Raw genomic sequence first — 17,700 nt, 5'->3', positions numbered from 1 at the left:
AGGCCGCCTGCCTGTCGTTGGAGTGTCCTGTCATGTCGTCGATCAAGCCCTGGGCCCGGTCCGTGTCGCGCAACGCCGCCCTGGCCGTGCTGGCCGCCCTGTCGATGACGGGCGTCGTCCAGGCTCGGGTCGCCGCGCCCCAGAGCCCGGCGCCCCAGGCGTCGGCTGCGGCCCTGGCGCCGCCCAAGCTGATCGTGACCGTCGTCGTGGATCAGTTCAGCGCCAATCTGTTCGACCAGTATCGCGGTCGCTTCACCGGCGGTCTGCGCCGCATGGCCGATCAGGGGCTGGTGTCGATCAACGGCTATCAGACCCACGGCCTGACCGAGACCTGCCCCGGCCATTCCACCATCCTGACCGGAATGCACCCGGTGGAGACGGGCATCCCCGCCAACGACTGGATCGACGCCAGGACGGGCAAGGAGGTCTATTGCCTGGCCTCGGCGCGCAACCATCTGGCCCATGGCCGCGACGACACCGACAACGGCCCGGTCGGGACCGAGCAGCTTCAGGCCACGACGCTCGGCGACTGGCTGAAGGCCGTCAGCCCCGAGAGCAAGGTGTTCGGCGTATCGGGCAAGGATCGCGGGGCCATCAATCTGGCCGGCCATCAGGGTCAGGCCTTCTGGTTCACCGAAGGCTTCGGCCTGACCACCTATGTCGAGCCGGGGCAGACGGCGGAGAGCCGACTGGCGCCGGTCGTGGGCTTCAACCGCGCCTTCAACGCCTGGCTGGCCGCCAATCCCGTGACCTGGGACTATCAGAACGGCGAGTGCCGCGCCCTGGCCGGCGACTGGACCATTCGCGGCCAGACCTTCCATTCGCAGCTGCCGCCGGCCAAGCTGGCGTTCGACAACACGCCGCTGCTGGACGAACAGACGCTGAAGGCCGCCGAATATCTGCTGGATACGCAGAAGCTGGGGCAGGGCGCCGCGACGGACATGCTGGGCGTCAGCCTGTCGGCGACCGACCGCATCGGTCACGCCTACGGCACCCAGGGGCCTGAGATGTGCGAACAGATGCACCGTCTGGACGTGGCGCTGGGCGCCTTCCTGGACAAGCTGGCCCAGGTTCCGGGCGGCGCCCTGGTGGTGCTGACGGCCGATCACGGCGGGTCGGACTTCGTCGAACGTCTGCACGCCCATGGCTATCCGCACGCGCGCCGGCTGGATACCGATGCGATCCAGGCGGTCAATACGGCGCTGAAGACCCGCTTCAACCTGCCGGTCGATCCGTTGCAGGCGGGCGGCAGCGGCCTGATGGTCGCCGACGCCGAACACAAGTCCTTGCCCGATCCCCTTCGGACCCAGGTCGCCGAGGCGGCGGTCGAGATGCTGCGCCGACTGCCTGACGTCGCCTTCGCCGAGACCCGCGACCGGCTTCTGGCCGAACCGATCCCCGACACCCGCCAGCCCGAGATGATGACGATCCGCGAGCGGATGCGCCTGTCGACGGTCGCCGAACGCTCGCCCGACATCCAGTTCGCCCTGGCTCAGAACGTCAACGGCGGCGGCCGCGTCGGCGGAACCCTCAGCGGCCACGGCACCCCGTTCGAGTTCGACCGCCGCGTGCCGATCATCTTCTGGTGGCCCGGCGCGCATGGCGAGGAACGTTTCCTGCCGATCCGCACCATCGACATCGCCCCGACCCTGGCGCACCTGATCGGCGTTCCAGCCCCCCAGGTGGAGGGCCGCTGCATCGATCTGAACGGGTTCGCCGTTGCGGAGTGTCCGGCGACGGCGTTGACGCCTGCCCGGTAAACTTCTGTGACGACGCCGTAAACTCGTGTTTCCCGAGGGGAAGGCGGTCTTACGCGCGGCGCGTTTCGTGGGCAGTAAGGGACAAATCGCCCCAGACGGCCAATAGGAAACGTTCATGAACCGAGCTCGCCGCGCCCGCATCGTCGCGACCCTGGGCCCTGCAAGCCGCGCGCCCAGCACCGTCAAGGCGCTGGCGCAGGCCGGGGTCGATGTGTTCCGCCTGAACTTCAGCCACGGGTCGCACGACGATCACGCCGCCGCCCTGAAGGCCGTGCGCGGCGCCGAAATGGCGTTGCAGCGTCCGCTGGGCGTGCTGGCCGACCTGCAGGGGCCAAAGCTGCGGCTGGGCCGGTTCAAGGACGTGGAAATATCAGTCAAGCCGGGCCACACCATGCGCTTCGACCTGGACCCCACGCCGGGCGACGCGACGCGGGTGCAGATGCCGCACCCGGAAATCTTCAAGGCCCTGCGCCCCGGCATGCTGCTGCTGCTGGACGATGGCCGGGTGCGGCTGCGCGTGGGCGAGCGCGCCGACGACTGGGCCGATGTGACGGTCGAGAGCGGCTCCAAACTGTCGGACCGCAAGGGCGTCGCGGTGCCGGAGGCGGTGATTCCTGTGTCGGCCCTGACGCCCAAGGACCGCGAGGACCTGGCCTTCGCCCTGCGGATGGGGGTGGATTGGGTGGCGCTCAGCTTCGTGCAGAAGCCCGAGGACATGGCCGAGCTGAAGCGGATCGTGAACGGCCAGGCGGCGTGCCTGGCCAAGATCGAGAAGCCGGCGGCCCTGGCCGATCTGGAGGCCATTCTCGACTATTGCGACGGGGTCATGGTGGCGCGCGGCGACCTGGGCGTCGAACTGGACCCCGAGGACGTGCCGGTGGCGCAGAAACAGATCGTGCGCGCGGCCCGCAATCGCGGCGTGCCGGTGATCGTGGCGACCCAGATGCTGGAATCCATGACCAGCGCCCCGGCCCCGACCCGCGCCGAGGCGACCGACGTGGCCAATGCGGTCTATGAGGGCGCCGACGCCCTGATGCTGTCGGCCGAGACGGCCTCGGGCGATTATCCGCTGGAATCCGTCAGCATCATGAGCCGGATCATCGAGCGGGTCGAACGCGATCCGATGTGGCCCAGCCTGATGGGCGCCGAACACGCCGGCATGGACGAACATGACGTGGACGCCCTGGTCGGCGCCGCGGCCATGGCCGCCAACGCCCCCTCGACCGGCTGTCTGGTGGTGTTCACGACCCTGGGCGGCACGGCGCGGCGCATGGCGCGCGAGCGGCCGCTGAAGGCGATCCTGGTGCTGACCCCCAACCCCAACACCGCGCGCCGGCTGGCCCTAGTGTGGGGATTGGAGCCGCGCCTGGGCGATCAGCCGGACTCGCTGGAGGCGGTCACCGACGATGCGGTGAACAGCGCCGTGCGATATGGCCTGGCCGATCCGGGCCAGCGCATCCTGATCCTGGCCGGCACGCCCTTCGGCGCGCCGGGGGCGGCCAATCTGCTGCGACTGGCCCATGCGCCGGCGGCGACGTCGAAGGGACGCAAGAAGGGCTAAAGCGCGATCTCGCGCCGTTCCGCCGCGCTGCGCAGGCCCGCGTCGATGATCCGCATCGTCATCAGGGCCTGTTCGGCGGGGACGGGCGGCGGACCCTCGCCCCGGACCGCGTCGCGCATCGCGGTGTAGAAGGCCGGATAGTCGCCGCGTTCGGGCGTCGGCGTGGTGTGGACTGGGCGGCCGTCGATCTGTTTCGTCAGCACGCCGGGCGAGGGATCGACGCCCCAGTCCGGGTCGCCGGGACGCAGACCCGCCTTGGACTGAGCCTCCTGGGCGTCCAGCCCATGTTTGACGAAACTGCCGCCGTCGCCGTGCACGACGTAGCGGAGGCTGGCCTCGGCGGCGAGGTGGCTCATGTTCAGGATGACCCGCAGCCGGTCATAGCGCAGCAGGACGTGGGCGTAGTCGATGGCCGTGGCTCCCCGACGCTGGGCCTGAAGGTCGGCATAGACGCCCAGCGGCGGCCCGAACAACTGCACGGCCTGGTCGATCAGATGCGGCCCCAAATCGGCCCAGACGCCGCCGTCGCGCTGGTCCTTCCAGCGGTCGGTGACGGTCGGGCGGAAACGGTCGTAATGGCTTTCGAACACGGCGATTTCGCCCAGAGCGCCTTCGGCGATCAGGCGGCGCAGGGTCAGGAAGTCGGCGTCCCAGCGACGGTTCTGGAACACGCTGAACACGCCGGTCGCATGGCGCGCGACGGCCGCGACGGCTTCCGCATTTGCCAGGGTCGCGGCGAAGGGCTTGTCGACCACCACCGACTTGCCGGCCTTCAGCGCGGCGATGGACTGTTCGGCGTGCAGGGCGTCGGGCGTGGCGACGACGATCAGACCGATGTCGTCGCGGGCGAGGGCGGCGTCCAGATCGGGCAGGACCTCGACGTCAGGCAGGTCGGCGTGAACCGCCTCGGGCCGGGACGAGACGACGGCGGTCAGGCGCAGGCCGGGCGTCGCCTTGATCAGGGGGGCGTGGAAGGTCTGGCCCGCCAGGCCATAGCCGACGACGGCGACGCCGATGGGTGCATGTGAGGTCATGCCCCGATCAATAGCGGTCCGGGCGCGGGCCATCCAGCACATAGGGGACCACGCCGCGCTCGTTCTCGGGCACATGCAGGGCGCGGTCGATAGGCGGGAAGGCGCGCTGGGTGCAGTCGGTGCGCTCGCAGATGCGGCAACTGACGCCGATGCGCGTCGCTGGGCCGTTCAGATCCAGGCCCGACGCATAGACCAGGGCCGAGGCGTGTTCGACCTCGCATCCCAGGGACAGGGCGTAGCGACGGTCGTTGGCCAGGTATGAGCCGCTGGGCTTGGACACGCTGCGGGCGATGGAGATGTAGCGCGATCCATCCGGCATCTCGGCCAGTTGCACCCCGATCCGGTCGGGCGCGGCGAAGGCCTCATGTACGTTCCACAGGGGGCAGGCGCCGCCGAAACGGGCGAACTGGAACCGCGTCGCGCTGTGCCGCTTGGTGATGTTCCCGGCCATGTCCACGCGGGCGAAATAGAAGGGCACGCCGCGCCAGCCGGGCTTCTGCAGGGTCGAAAGGCGGTGGCAGACCTGTTCGAAACTGACCTGGAAACGGGTCCGCAGCCGGTCGATGTCGTGCTTCTCCTCGCGCGCCGCCTCTAGGAAGGCGCGATAGGGCAAGAGCAGGGCGCCGGCCGCATAGTTGGCCAGGCCCACGCGGGCCACGTCGCGCGCCGCCTGGGTGCGGAAGGCGGCCTGGTCCAGCTCCGTCTCGATCAGATCACGGAACGACAGCAGGGCCAGTTGGTGCGCCAGCTGGAACGACCGGGTCGCGCCGGGTTGCCAGGCGTCCAGCGTCAGCACCCGGCTGGCGGGATCGTACCGTCGCAACGCCGCCTGGCCCGCGACATCGACCACCCGCACGCCATGCAGATCGGCCAGCACCGTCTCCAGCGCCCGCTCGATCTGGCCGTCGCGCGCCACCGAGGCCGACAGCCCTTCCGCCGCCGTGTCCAGGGCGTCGATATAGTTGTCGCGATAGTGGAAGAAGTCGCGCACCTCCTCATACGGCAACAGGGCGACGCTGGCGCCGTGTTCGTCCCGGCCCAGGGTGTCGTCCAGCGCCTTCACCCGCTCGTCCAGGCGGCGGAAGGTCTGGTGCAGGGCCAGGAACTGGCGGGCCAGCCGCGGGGTGTTGGCGACGGCCTGTTTCAGCTCGGCGGCCGTCGGCGGTTCCGCCTGTCCCGCGATGTCGGTGGTCGCCTCGCGCAGGTCGGCGATCAGGCGGGCGTCGCCCTCCAGATCGAACAGGCTGGCGTCCACATGGAAGGCGCGCGTCAGGGCGATCAGGACCCGCGCGGTCGCCGGGCGCTGATTGGTCTCGATCTGCGACAGATAGGACGGCGACAGGCCCAGCCGCTCGGCGCACGCCTCCAGCGTCCAGCCGCGCGCCTCGCGCAGCTTGCGCAGTTTGGCGCCCAGGAAAAGCTTCTCAGCCATTCGCAACTTTGCAGATCATATCGCCATCCTTTGCAAGCCCGCGCAGTTCCACACTTTTTGCAAAGTTGCGTTTGCCTATTTGCGATGAAGGCGCCACGCCTTGCGCGAACGAGAGGCGAAGATCCATCATGAGCCAAGCCATCCTTGAAGAACTGGAGCGCCGTCGCGCAGCCGCCAAACTGGGCGGTGGGGAAAAGCGTATCGCCGCCCAGCACGCCAAGGGCAAGCTGACGGCGCGCGAACGCATCGACGTGCTGCTGGACGAGGGCTCCTTCGAGGAGACCGACATGTTCGTGGAGCACCGCAGCCACGACTTCGGCATGCAGGACCAGCGCATCCCCGGCGACGGGGTGGTGACCGGGCGCGGCACCATCGGCGGGCGACTGGTCTATGTCTTCTCCAAGGACTTCACGGTGTTCGGCGGGTCGCTGTCGGGCGCCCATGCGGCCAAGATCGTCAAGCTGCAGAAGATGGCCCTGACGACCGGCGCGCCGATCATCGGCCTGTTCGACGCGGGCGGCGCGCGGATCCAGGAGGGGGTGGAGAGCCTGGCGGGCTACGCCGACATCTTCCTGCAGAACACCCTGGCCAGCGGCGTCATTCCCCAGATCAGCGTGATCATGGGGCCGTGCGCGGGCGGCGACGTCTATTCGCCCGCCATCACCGACTTCATCTTCATGGTGAAGGACACGAGCTACATGTATGTGACCGGCCCCGACGTGGTGAAGACGGTCACCAACGAGGTGGTCAGCCACGAGGATCTGGGCGGCGCCCGTGTCCACGCCGGCAAGTCGGGCGTGGCGGATGGGGCGTTCGAGAACGATCTGGAGGCTCTGTCGGAGGTGCGCCGCCTGATCGGCTTCCTGCCCCTGTCGAACCGCGAAAAGCCGCCGGTGCGCGAGAGCTATGACGAGCCGGAGCGGGACGAGCCGTCGCTGGACACCCTGATCCCCGCCAACCCGAACCAGCCCTATGACATGAAGGAGCTGATCCTGAAGGTGGTCGACGAGGCCGATTTCTTCGAGATCGGCGCCGACTTCGCCAAGAACATCGTCACCGGCTTCGGGCGTCTGGACGGCCAGACGGTCGGGATCGTCGCCAACCAGCCCCAGGTGCTGGCCGGCGTGCTGGATATCGACAGCAGCCGCAAGGCCGCGCGGTTCGTGCGTTTCTGCGACGCCTTCGACATTCCGCTGGTGACGCTGGTGGACGTGCCGGGCTTCATGCCGGGGACCAAGCAGGAGTACGGCGCCCTGATCAAACACGGGGCTAAGCTGCTGTTCGCCTATGCCGAGGCGACGGTGCCGAAACTGACCCTGATCACACGCAAGGCCTATGGCGGCGCCTATGACGTGATGAGTTCGAAACACCTGCGCGGCGACGTCAACTACGCCTGGCCCACCGCCGAGATCGCGGTCATGGGCGCCAAGGGCGCGGTCGAGATCATCTTCCGCAAGGAGGCCGGCGACCCGGCCGCCCTGGCGGCGCGCGAGGCCGAGTACAAGGACCGGTTCGCCAACCCCTTCGTGGCGGCGGGCCTGGGCTATATCGACGACGTCATCATGCCGCACGGAACAAGGCGGCGGCTGGTGAAGGCGCTGCGGACGCTGAAGAACAAGGTCCAGGAGAACCCCTGGAAGAAGCACGACAATATTCCGCTGTGAGGATGGCGTTTTTGGCACCCCCTTCACTCGTCATCCTAGGCCTTGTGCCTAGGATCCAGAGACTCCGTCGAGGACGGGGCGCACCGTCGAACACCGGGAGTCTGGATCCTCGCCACAAGGGCGAGGATGACGGATTTGGGAGGAGGGCGTTACTCCTCCGGCGGCGTCCAGTCACGGTAGGCGTCCAAATCAGGCTCCATGCCCGCCGCTCGCACCAACCCTTCGAACAGGTCGCTCCAATCCGGGTTCGTTCGCTCCATCAGGTTCGTCTTCCAATCGCGCGGCCAGCGTTTCAGCGACTTCTCACGTTGGATCGCGCCGATGATGGTCTCGTGAAATTCATACCAGACGAGCCGCTTCAGGCCGTGGCGTTTGGAGAAGCCTTCGATGACGCCAGCGCGGTGTTCGCCGACGCGCGTGATCAGTTGGCTGGTGACGCCGATATAGAGCGTTCCATGCATCCGGTTGGTCATGATGTAGCAGCCGATCAGGCTGTCGCGGCCCACCATCGCATCCCCCATATTCCGTCATCCTCGGGCTTGTCCCGAGGATCCAGACGCCCGGTATCGTTCGTGGCCCACCGGCCGCGACGGAGTTTCTGGATCCTAGGCGCAAGGCCCAGGATGACGGCAGAGGAAATATAGCCATGTTCTCCAAAATCCTCATCGCCAACCGGGGCGAGATCGCGGTTCGGATCATCAAGACCTGCCGCAAGATGGGCATCAAGACCGTTCAGGTCTATTCGGAGGCCGACGCCGGGTCGTTGGCGGTCGAGATGGCCGACGAGGCGGTGCTGATCGGGCCGGCGCCGGCGGCGCAGTCCTATCTGCTGGCCGACAAGATCGTCGAGGCGGTGCGCCAGACGGGGGCGGAGGCCGTGCATCCGGGCTTTGGGTTCCTGAGCGAGAACGCCGGGTTCGCGCGGCGGCTGAGGGACGAGGGGATCGCCTTCATCGGCCCGAACCCTGAGGCCATCGAGGCCATGGGCGACAAGATCAGCTCCAAAAAGCTGGCGGCCGAGGCGGGCGTCTCGACCGTGCCGGGGCACATGGGGCTGATCGATACGCCGGAGGAGGCGGTCAGGATCGCCAACGAGATCGGCTATCCGATCATGATCAAGGCGTCTGCCGGCGGCGGCGGCAAGGGCATTCGAGTCGCCCATTCGGACGCCGACATGGCCGAAGGGTTCGCGGCGGTGAAGGCCGAGGCGCTGAACGCCTTTGGCGATGACCGGGTCTTCCTGGAGAAGTTCATCGTCGATCCGCGCCACATCGAAATTCAGGTGCTGGGCGACAAGCACGGCCATGTCGTCCATCTGTTCGAGCGCGAATGCTCGATCCAGCGCCGCAACCAGAAGGTCATCGAGGAGGCGCCGTCGCCCTTGCTCGACGAGGCCACCCGCGCCGCCATGGGGGCGCAGGCCGTCGCCCTGGCCCAGGCGGTGAATTATGACTCGGCCGGCACGGTCGAGTTCGTCGCCGGTCAGGACAAGAGCTTCTACTTCCTGGAGATGAACACCCGCCTGCAGGTCGAGCATCCGGTGACGGAGCTGATCACGGGGGTCGATCTGGTCGAACAGATGATCCGCTCGGCCTGGGGCGAGACGCTGGCCTTCGAGCAGAAGGACCTGAAGATCGACGGCTGGGCCATCGAGAGCCGCATCTACGCCGAGGACCCCTATCGCGGTTTCCTGCCCTCGATCGGGCGGCTGGTCCGCTATGAGCAGCCGGAAGAGGGGGAGCAGAACGGATACGTCGTCCGCAACGACTCCGGCGTCCGCGAGGGCGACGAGATCAGCATGTTCTACGACCCCATGATCGCCAAACTGTGCGCCTGGGGCGAGACGCGGGCGGACGCGGTCGAGGGCATGGCCCGCGCGCTGGAGGACACCCACCTGTCGGGTCTGGGCCACAATGTGCCCTTCCTGGCGGCGGTGATGGATCAGGACCGGTTCAAGTCGGGCAATCTGTCGACAAGCTATATCAAGGACGAGTTCCCGGACGGCTTCCACGGCCTGAAACAGACGCAGGACCAGGAGCGCATCCTGATCGCCTCGGCCCTGGCCATGCACGAGGTCATCGCCGAACAGGACGGCGATCCTTCGGACCGCACCGACTGGATCGTGATGATCGACAAGACGCCGCACGGCGTCGGCCTGTCCTATGACGAGGACGAGGAGATGATCCTGACCCTGACCGGCGGCGGCGACATCCGACTGTCGGATATCGACTGGCGGCCGGGCCTGGCCCAGTTCAAGGCCGATCTGGACGGGGAGGCGTTCACCGCCGAGGTCAAGCGCGTCGCTGACGGGTTCGACATCCGCCACCGCGCGGCCAAGGCGCGGGTGCGGGTGCTGCGGCCCCACATCGCCGAACTGTACGCCCGCCTGCCGGAGAAGGCGGTGGCGGATACGTCGAAGATGGTGCTGTCGCCGATGCCGGGTCTGGTGGTGTCGATCCCGGTGGTGGTGGGCCAGGAGGTCAAGACCGGCGAGACCGTGGCCATCATCGAGGCCATGAAGATGCAGAACATTCTGAAGGCGGAGCGCGACGGGGTGGTGAAGGCGGTCGGGGCCAAGGACGGCGATCCGGTGGCGGCCGACGACGTGCTGGTGGAGTTCGGGTGATGAAGAATCCCTCCGTCTCTCCGCTTCGCTGCGAGCCACCTCCCCATTGCATGGGGAGGAGACGAGAGCCTGTCTCCTCCCCGCTTGCGGGGAGGGGGACCGCGAAGCGGTGGAGGGGTTCTTCACGACGCACGGGCGGCGTCGCATGACCTTCCCCATTCCCACGCCACTGGAATGGCGCGAGTCGGCTGAGAAGGCGCTGAAGGACCGGCCGCTGGAATCGCTGCTGCATCTGGATGCGGACCAGCTGGTCACGCGCCCCTTATACGCCGATGCGACCGGGGTGCAGGCGGTGTTCGCGCCCCGCCCATCGGATGCCGAAGGACGGGCGTGGGACCTGCGCACCTCGGTCGAGGGCGATGACGCCGAGGCGGTGAACGCCGCCATCCTGACCGATCTGCAGGAAGGGGCGGCGTCGGTGTTGATCAGCGGCGGGGTGCTGGCGGATGCGGCGACGCTGGGGCGGGCGCTGGACGGCGTGGCGCTGGAACTGGCGCCGGTGGCGCTGGACGCCGGGTTCGCGGGCGTCGAGGCGGCGGAGGCGCTGGCGGTCGTGGCCAAGGGTTCGCCCCGCGCCATGCTGCGTTTCCATCTGGACCCGATCTCGGCCTTCGCCAAGGCGGGCGGATCGCCGCGCGGGATCGACCACGATCTGGGCGCGGCGGCTGATGCGGCCGTGCGTCATGCGGGCGTCTATCCCGACGCCAGCCTGTTCCTGGCCAGCGGGCGAGTGGCGCATGAGGCGGGCGGATCGGCGGCGCAGGAACTGGCCTTCGCGGCGTCCGGCGCGGTCGCCTATGTCAAGGCGGCGGTCACGGCGGGCCTGTCGGTCGAGGCGGCGCTGAAGGGCGTGGTCGTCGGCCTGTCGGTCGATCAGGAGTATTTCGACGCCCTGGCCAAACTCAGGGCCATGCGGCTGATCTGGGCCAACCTCTCCCGCGCATTCGGGGGGGAGACGCCAGCGGTCATCGAGGCGCGGTCGTCGCGGCGGATGCTGTCGGCGCGCGACCCCTGGCCGAACCTGCTGCGGCTGACGGCGGCGGGGTTCGCAGGCGCGGTCGGCGGGGCGGATGTGGTGGTGCTGGACGGCTTCACCCGCGCCTCGGGGCGGCCCGACGCCTTCGCCCGCAGACAGGCGCGCAATACGCAGTTGGTCCTGATGGAGGAGGCCAATCTGGGCCGGATCGACGATCCGGCGGCGGGCAGTTGGTATCTGGATGCGCGGACGCATGATCTGGCGCTGGCAGGCTGGGCCGAGTTTCAGATGATCGAGGCCGAGGGCGGTCTGGTGGAGGCGCTGAAGGGCGGCGTCATCCAGCCGCGCATCGCCCGGGCCCGTCAGGTGCGAGAGGCGGCTCTGGCGAACGGCGCCGCCCAGATCATCGGCGTGACGAAGTTCGTCGATCCCGAACCGCGTCAGGCGCCGGTCGAAACTGCTCGTCCGTCCGGGGCCTCCGTTGCGCGTGGCCCCGGAATGACGGGTGGGGTGGAGGCGCTGACCCCCATCCGCTTCGCCGCATCCTTCGAGGAGGCAGGCCAATGACCTTTCCCGACTTCGGCAAGATCGCCCTGGACCTGGGCGCGACCGGGCGGGGACCGACGCGCGATCCGTGGCTGACGCCCGAGGGGCTGACGGTCGAGACGGCCTATGGGCCGCAGGCGCTGGAGGGGCTGGAGCAGCTGCACGGCCTGCCGGGGTTCGCCCCCTTCGTGCGCGGGCCGTATCCGACCATGTATGCGGGCAATCCTTGGACGATCCGGCAATACGCGGGCTTCTCGACCGCCGAGGAATCCAACGCCTTCTATCGCCGCAACCTGGCGGCGGGGCAGAAGGGCCTGTCCATCGCCTTCGACCTGGCGACGCACCGGGGCTATGACAGCGACCACCCGCGGGTGAAGGGCGACGTCGGCATGGCGGGCGTGGCCATCGACAGCATCTATGACATGCGCACCCTGTTCGACGGGATTCCGCTGGACCAGATGTCGGTGTCGATGACGATGAACGGGGCGGTGTTGCCGATCCTGGCGCTCTATGTCGTCGCCGCAGAGGAACAGGGCGTCGATCACGCCAAGCTGACCGGGACCATTCAGAACGACATTCTGAAGGAGTTCATGGTCCGTAACACCTACATCTATCCGCCCGAGCCCTCGATGCGGATTATCGCCGACATCTTCGCCTGGACGGCGCAGGAAACCCCCAAGTTCAACAGCATCTCCATCTCCGGCTATCACATGCAGGAGGCGGGGGCGTCGGCGGATATCGAACTGGCCTACACCCTGGCGGACGGGATCGAATATCTGCGGGCTGGCGTCGCGGCGGGCATGCCCATCGACCGGTTCGCGCCGCGTCTCAGCTTCTTCTGGGCCATCGGCATGAACTATTTCATGGAGGTGGCCAAGATGCGGGCCGGTCGCCTGCTGTGGGCCGAGGCGGTGAAGCGCGAAGGCGGGGAGAACCCCAAGAGCCTGTCGCTGCGGGCCCACTGTCAGACATCCGGTTGGTCGCTGGCGGCGCAGGACGTGTTCAACAATGTGCCGCGCACCATGGTCGAGGCCATGGCGGCGGCGGGTGGCCAGACGCAGAGCCTGCATACCAATGCGCTGGATGAGGCCCTGGCCCTGCCGACCGACTTCTCGGCCCGGATCGCGCGCAATACGCAAATCCTGCTGCAGCAGGAGACGGGGCTGACGCGGGTGATCGATCCGTGGGGCGGCAGCTATTATGTCGAGCGGCTGACCCACGAACTGGCCGAACGCGCGCGCGCCCACATGGCCGAGGTCGAGGCCCTGGGCGGCATGGCCAAGGCCATCGAGGCCGGCATTCCCAAGCTGCGCATCGAGGAGTCCGCCGCCAAGACCCAGGCCCGGATCGACACCGGCCAGCAGACGGTGGTGGGGGTGAACAAATATCTGAACCCCGTTGTCGACGATATTCCGATGCTGAAGGTCGATAACGCCGCCGTGCTGGCCGCCCAGATCGACAAGCTGAAACGCCTGCGGGCCGAGCGGGACCAGACGGCGACCGATGCGGCGCTGGAGGCCCTGACCAATGGCGCGCGGGGCAAGGCCAACCTGCTCGAGCTGGCCGTGCAGGCCGCGCGGGCCAAGGCGACGGTGGGCGAGATTTCGGACGCGCTGGAGGCCGCCTTCGGCCGCCACGTCGCGACGGTCCAGACTGTTTCAGGGGTTTACGCCAAGGAAGCGGGACGCGATCCGCGCTTCGCCCGCGCCCGCGAGATGGTGGCGACCTTCGTGGAGAACGACGGCGGCCCGCCGCGCATCCTGATCGCCAAGCTGGGGCAGGACGGGCACGACCGGGGCCAGAAGGTGGTCGCCACCGGCTATGGCGATCTGGGCTTCGACGTCACGGCGGGCAGCCTGTTCCAGACCCCGGCCGAGGCCGCGCGCGATGCGGTGGAGAAGGGCGTCCATGCGGTCGGCGCCTCGTCCCTGGCGGCGGGGCATCTGACGCTGGTGCCGGAACTGAAGGCCGAGCTGGAGCGGCTGGGGCGGCCCGACATCATGATCGTGGTGGGCGGGGTCATCCCGCCCTCGGACGTGCAGCCGCTGCTGGATATGGGTGCGGCCGCCGTCTATCCGCCCGGATCGGCCATTGCGGACACCGCGGTCGACCTGATCGAGAAACTGAACCAGCGCCTGGGTTACGCCCAGCCCGCGCCCAACAAGGACAGGCCATGATCGGCGCCCTAAACCACGTCGGCGTGGCGACGCCCTCCATCGCGGACTCGATCAAACTCTATCGGGACGTGCTGGGCGCGACCAAGATCGGCCAGCCGTTCGACCTGCCGGCCCAGGGGGTGAAGGTCTGTTTCGTCGATACGCCGACGGCCCAGATCGAACTGATCGAACCCTATGACGCGACCAGTCCCATCGTCGGCTTTCTGGCCAAGAACCCCAAGGGCGGCCAGCACCACGTCTGTTTCGAGGTCGCCGACATCCACGCCGCCATCGCCGAGATGCGGACCAAGGGGGTGACCGTCCTGGGCACGGGCGAGCCGCGCATCGGGGCGCACGGGACGCCGGTGGTGTTTCTGCATCCCCGCGACATGGGCGGGGTGCTGATCGAGCTGATGGAGACGCCGAAAGGCGATCACTGAGCGCGTCAAGCGGAGCCTTTCGGCCTGTTCGCTCGTTGAGGGCGAAACGAGAGGACACGACATGATGTCGCACCGCCTGACCGCATTCGTCGCCATCGCCGCCCTGACCGGCGCCGCCGCCTGTTCGCAGCCGGCGCCCGAGCAGCCGACCGCCCCGGCCGAACCGCAACCGGCCCAGACCTCGACCGCGCCGTCGGTCGGCTACGCCTGCGAAAGCGGGGCGACCCTTCAGGTGCAATACGCCGACAGCGACAGCGCCCAACTGACCTATCAGAACCAGACCTACGCCCTGCGCTCGATCCAGTCGGCCAGCGGCGCCCGCTATGTCGGGGCGGGCATGGAGTGGTGGACGGCGACCCGCGACGGCCAGGAGAGCGGCACGCTGAGCCGGCTGGGACCGGACGGAACGACCGGGGTGGCGGTGCTGGAGCGCTGCTCGCGGCCGATCCCCGGCGCCGACCTGACGCCGGGACCGTTGCCGACACCGGCCCAGACGCCCACGCCGGCCCCCGGCGGCGTCCTGCCGGCCGCGACGCCTTGCAAGGGGCCGCAGCTGAAGCTGGCGGCCGGCGATGGCGATGCGGGCGCGGGCAACCGGGTGCGCAACTTCAGCCTTCAGAACATCGGCGCCCAGGCCTGCAGCCTGACCGGCTATCCGACCGTGACCCTGCAGGACGGACGCGGGCGCACCCTGTCGTCCATCCGCGCCGAACAGAGCCCCGGCAGCTATTTCCGTCAGGGCCAGGCGCCGACGCCGGTCGAACTGGCGCCCCAGGCCAAGGCCTGGTTCGAAATGGCCTGGACCGTCATGCCCGACGAGACGATGCAGAAGACCTGTCCCGATGCGGCGACGCTGAAGCTGACGGCGCCCAGCGACACCGCTGCGGTCAGCCTGCCCTTCACCTTCAGCCCGTGCGGCGGGCGCATCCGCGTGAGCCCGATCCGGGCCGAGGCCAACCCCCCGCCGGCGACCTGAGGCGGGTGGAAACGGATCGAAAATCGGCGTAGGTCGCGACCCATGACCCAGACCTTCTACGACCGCGTCGCCGGCGAACTGACAGACATCGAGGCGCAGGGGCTGACCAAGCCCGAGCGCGTGATCGCCTCGCGTCAGGGGCCGGTGATCCAGGTCGCCGGGCGCGACGTGCTGAACTTCTGCGCCAACAACTATCTGGGCCTGGCGGGCGACGAGCGCGTCGCCCAGGCGGGGATCGCGGCGCAAGCGAAGTGGGGGGCGGGCACGGCCTCGGTCCGCTTCATCTGCGGCACGCTGGAGATCCATAAGGAACTGGAAGCGGCCATAGCGGGCTATCTGGGGTTCGAGGACGCCATCCTGTTCGCCGCCGCCTTCGACGCCAACGGCGGCCTGTTCGAACCCCTGCTGGGCGAGAATGACGCCATCGTCTCGGACAGCCTGAACCACGCCTCGATCATCGACGGGGTGCGGCTGTGCAAGGCCAAGCGGTATCGGTTCGCCAACTCGGACATGGACGAGCTGGAGGCGCGGCTGAAGGAAGCCCGGGCGGCGGGCGCGCGCGACATCATCATCGCCACCGACGGCGCCTTCTCGATGGACGGCTATATCGCCAGGCTGAAGGACATCCGCGCGCTGGCCGACAGATACGACGCCCTGATCATGGTGGACGACTGCCATGCGACCGGCTTCCTGGGGCCCAAGGGACGGGGATCGTTCGCCCATCACGGGGTCGAGGTGGATTTCGTCACCGGCACCTTCGGCAAGGCCCTGGGCGGGGCCATGGGCGGCTTCATCTGCGCCAGGACGTCGGTGGTCGAACTGCTGAAACAGCGGGCGCGGCCGTATCTGTTCTCGAACGCCCTGGCGCCGGCCGTGTGCGGGTCGAGCCTGGAGGCGATCCGCATCGCGCAGGGCGAAGAGGGGGACGCCCTGCGCACGCGCCTGTCGGCCAACGCCCATCGCTATCGCGGCGCGATGGCGGACGCGGGCTTCACCTTGCTGGAGGGCGAACATCCGATCATTCCGGTCATGCTGGGCGACGCCAAACTGGCCCAGGACTTTGCGGCCCGCGCGCTGGAGCTGGGCGTCTATGTGATCGGGTTCAGCTTCCCCGTGGTGCCGCGCGGTCAGGCCCGCATCCGCACCCAGATGTCGGCGGCGCATACGTTTGACCAGATCGACCGGACGGTTGCTGCCTTCACCCAGGCCGGTCGCGAGTTGGGCGTCATCTGACGCCACATTTTGCCCGTCATCCTGGGCCTTGTGCCTGGGATCCATAATCGCCGTCGACGATGGCGCGCACCGGCGAAACGGGGCGTATGGATCCTCGGGACAAGCCCGAGGATGACGATCTTGAAGTCTTTAGGGAGACGCCATCATGGCTGAAACAATGAAAGCCCTGGCCAAGACCGCGCCCGGCGTCGGCCTGGAACTGATCGACGCCCCGGTCCCGGAGGCGGGGCCCGAGGACGTGCTGATCCGGGTGCATCGCACCGCCGTCTGCGGCACCGACATCCACATCTGGAACTGGGACGAGTGGTCCCAGAAGAACGTCCCGACCCCGATGATCACGGGTCACGAGTTCGCCGGCGAGATCGTCGCCATCGGCAAGGACGTGGATCGTCCGCTGAAGATCGGTCAGCGCGTCTCGGCCGAGGGTCACGTCATCGACCTGAACTCCGAGGCGGCGCGCGCCGGGCATTTCCACCTGGACCCGCATACGCGCGGCATCGGCGTGAACCGCCAGGGCGCCTTCGCCGAGTTCGTGGTGGCCCCGGCCTTCAATGTGATCGAACTGCCCGACGACGTGCCCTATGAGATCGGCTCGATCCTGGACCCGTTCGGCAATGCGGTTCACACCGCGCAGCAGTTCGATCTGCTGGGCGAGGATGTGCTGGTCACCGGCGCCGGTCCCATCGGCATGATGGCAGCCGCCGTGGCGCGTCATGCGGGCGCCCGCACCGTGGTCCTGACCGACATCAACGACTTCCGTCTGGACCTGGCGCAGAAGGTGGCGCCGGGCGTGCGCACCGTGAACACCACCAAGGAAGACATCCACGACGTGATGAAGGAGCTGGGCCTCAAGGTCGGGTTCGACGTGGCGCTGGAGATGTCGGGTTCGCCCATCGCCTTCAAGCAATGCGTCGACACCCTGATCATGGGCGGCGGCATGGCCATGCTGGGCATTCCCGGCAAGCCGATGGAGACCGACTGGGGCGCGATCATCCTGAAGGCCCTGACCATCAAGGGCGTCTATGGGCGCGAGATGTTCACCACCTGGCGCAAGATGCTGGGCCTGCTGAAGGCCGGTCTGGACCTCAGCCCGCTGATCACCCACCGGCTGGGCTACGCCGACTACCGCGAAGGCTTCGAGGCCATGAAGTCGGGACAGTCGGGCAAGGTGGTGCTGGACTGGGACAAGGCGGCTTGAAGACCAACGTCTCCTCCCTGCGAAGCGGGGAGGGGGACCGCGCGTAGCGTGGTGGAGGGGCTCTTGACGTCCCACCGACGCCTGCGATGCGGGCAGAG

The 17,700-nt window shown here is 68.2% G+C and carries 14 protein-coding genes; 10 read left to right on the top strand and 4 right to left on the bottom strand.

Annotated elements, in window-relative coordinates; genetic code table 11:
• Positions 1 to 32: 32 nt before the first annotated feature.
• Together B3Z70_RS05945 and pyk are read left to right on the top strand one after the other, a co-directional pair.
• Positions 33 to 1,760, top strand: coding sequence for an alkaline phosphatase family protein (locus B3Z70_RS05945; protein WP_292021835.1), 1,728 nt, complete (start codon positions 33 to 35; stop codon positions 1,758 to 1,760).
• Positions 1,761 to 1,875: 115 nt separating this feature from the next.
• On the top strand, positions 1,876 to 3,321 hold the full coding sequence (gene pyk / locus B3Z70_RS05940; protein ID WP_292044913.1) for a pyruvate kinase: 1,446 nt from the start codon (positions 1,876 to 1,878) through the stop codon (positions 3,319 to 3,321).
• On the opposite strand, the gene B3Z70_RS05935 is transcribed toward pyk, so the two are convergent.
• Genes B3Z70_RS05935 through B3Z70_RS05925 form a run of 3 tightly spaced genes read right to left on the bottom strand, consistent with a single transcriptional unit; the run spans position 3,318 to position 5,917 of the window.
• Entirely contained in the window at positions 3,318 to 4,355 is a 1,038-nt protein-coding gene (locus tag B3Z70_RS05935; RefSeq protein WP_292021829.1) for an oxidoreductase, read from the bottom strand. The two genes, pyk and B3Z70_RS05935, sit on opposite strands and share 4 nt — an antisense overlap.
• 7 nt (positions 4,356 to 4,362) lie before the next feature.
• Positions 4,363 to 5,787: a helix-turn-helix domain-containing protein gene (locus B3Z70_RS05930; RefSeq protein WP_292021827.1), complete on the bottom strand. Its 1,425-nt coding sequence runs from the start codon at positions 5,785 to 5,787 to the stop codon at positions 4,363 to 4,365.
• Positions 5,780 to 5,917, bottom strand: coding sequence for a hypothetical protein (locus tag B3Z70_RS05925; RefSeq protein WP_159850192.1), 138 nt, complete (start codon positions 5,915 to 5,917; stop codon positions 5,780 to 5,782). The genes B3Z70_RS05930 and B3Z70_RS05925 overlap by 8 nt, the downstream gene beginning before the upstream one ends.
• On the opposite strand from B3Z70_RS05925, the gene B3Z70_RS05920 reads away from it, so the two are divergent.
• Positions 5,916 to 7,451, top strand: a complete 1,536-nt coding sequence (locus tag B3Z70_RS05920) for an acyl-CoA carboxylase subunit beta (RefSeq protein WP_292021824.1) — start codon at positions 5,916 to 5,918, stop codon at positions 7,449 to 7,451. The genes B3Z70_RS05925 and B3Z70_RS05920 overlap by 2 nt on opposite strands.
• A gap of 149 nt (positions 7,452 to 7,600) precedes the next feature.
• Here the strand turns inward: B3Z70_RS05920 and B3Z70_RS05915 are convergent, their stop codons facing one another.
• Entirely contained in the window at positions 7,601 to 7,972 is a 372-nt protein-coding gene (locus B3Z70_RS05915; RefSeq protein ID WP_292021822.1) for a GIY-YIG nuclease family protein, read from the bottom strand.
• A 125-nt stretch (positions 7,973 to 8,097) separates the two neighbouring features.
• Here B3Z70_RS05915 and B3Z70_RS05910 point away from each other — a divergent pair, with 125 nt between their 5' ends.
• The 7 genes from B3Z70_RS05910 (at position 8,098) to tdh (ending at position 17,602) form a co-directional block, all read left to right on the top strand.
• Positions 8,098 to 10,077: an acetyl-CoA carboxylase biotin carboxylase subunit gene (locus tag B3Z70_RS05910; protein ID WP_292021820.1), complete on the top strand. Its 1,980-nt coding sequence runs from the start codon at positions 8,098 to 8,100 to the stop codon at positions 10,075 to 10,077.
• 145 nt (positions 10,078 to 10,222) lie between these two features.
• Positions 10,223 to 11,620: a methylmalonyl-CoA mutase family protein gene (locus B3Z70_RS05905; RefSeq protein ID WP_292021818.1), complete on the top strand. Its 1,398-nt coding sequence runs from the start codon at positions 10,223 to 10,225 to the stop codon at positions 11,618 to 11,620.
• A complete protein-coding gene (gene scpA / locus B3Z70_RS05900) occupies positions 11,617 to 13,776 on the top strand; it encodes a methylmalonyl-CoA mutase (RefSeq protein ID WP_292021816.1) in 2,160 nt (719 codons plus the stop codon). Before B3Z70_RS05905 ends, scpA begins: the two co-directional genes overlap by 4 nt.
• Positions 13,773 to 14,195, top strand: a complete 423-nt coding sequence (gene mce, locus B3Z70_RS05895) for a methylmalonyl-CoA epimerase (RefSeq protein ID WP_292021814.1) — start codon at positions 13,773 to 13,775, stop codon at positions 14,193 to 14,195. Before scpA ends, mce begins: the two co-directional genes overlap by 4 nt.
• Before the next feature lie 61 nt (positions 14,196 to 14,256).
• Complete coding sequence (locus tag B3Z70_RS05890) at positions 14,257 to 15,171, top strand: DUF4232 domain-containing protein (RefSeq protein ID WP_292044911.1); 915 nt, start codon at positions 14,257 to 14,259, stop codon at positions 15,169 to 15,171.
• 42 nt (positions 15,172 to 15,213) lie between these two features.
• Positions 15,214 to 16,404, top strand: a complete 1,191-nt coding sequence (locus B3Z70_RS05885; RefSeq protein WP_292024067.1) for a glycine C-acetyltransferase — start codon at positions 15,214 to 15,216, stop codon at positions 16,402 to 16,404.
• Between the two features lie 157 nt (positions 16,405 to 16,561).
• Positions 16,562 to 17,602 (top strand): L-threonine 3-dehydrogenase, encoded by a 1,041-nt coding sequence (tdh, locus tag B3Z70_RS05880; protein WP_349677244.1) that lies wholly within the window; start codon positions 16,562 to 16,564, stop codon positions 17,600 to 17,602.
• Positions 17,603 to 17,700: the final 98 nt, after the last annotated feature.

The organism is Brevundimonas sp. UBA6550 (assembly GCF_002434505.1).
GTDB lineage: Bacteria > Pseudomonadota > Alphaproteobacteria > Caulobacterales > Caulobacteraceae > Brevundimonas.
This window is presented reverse-complemented; position numbering and strand designations above follow the sequence as displayed.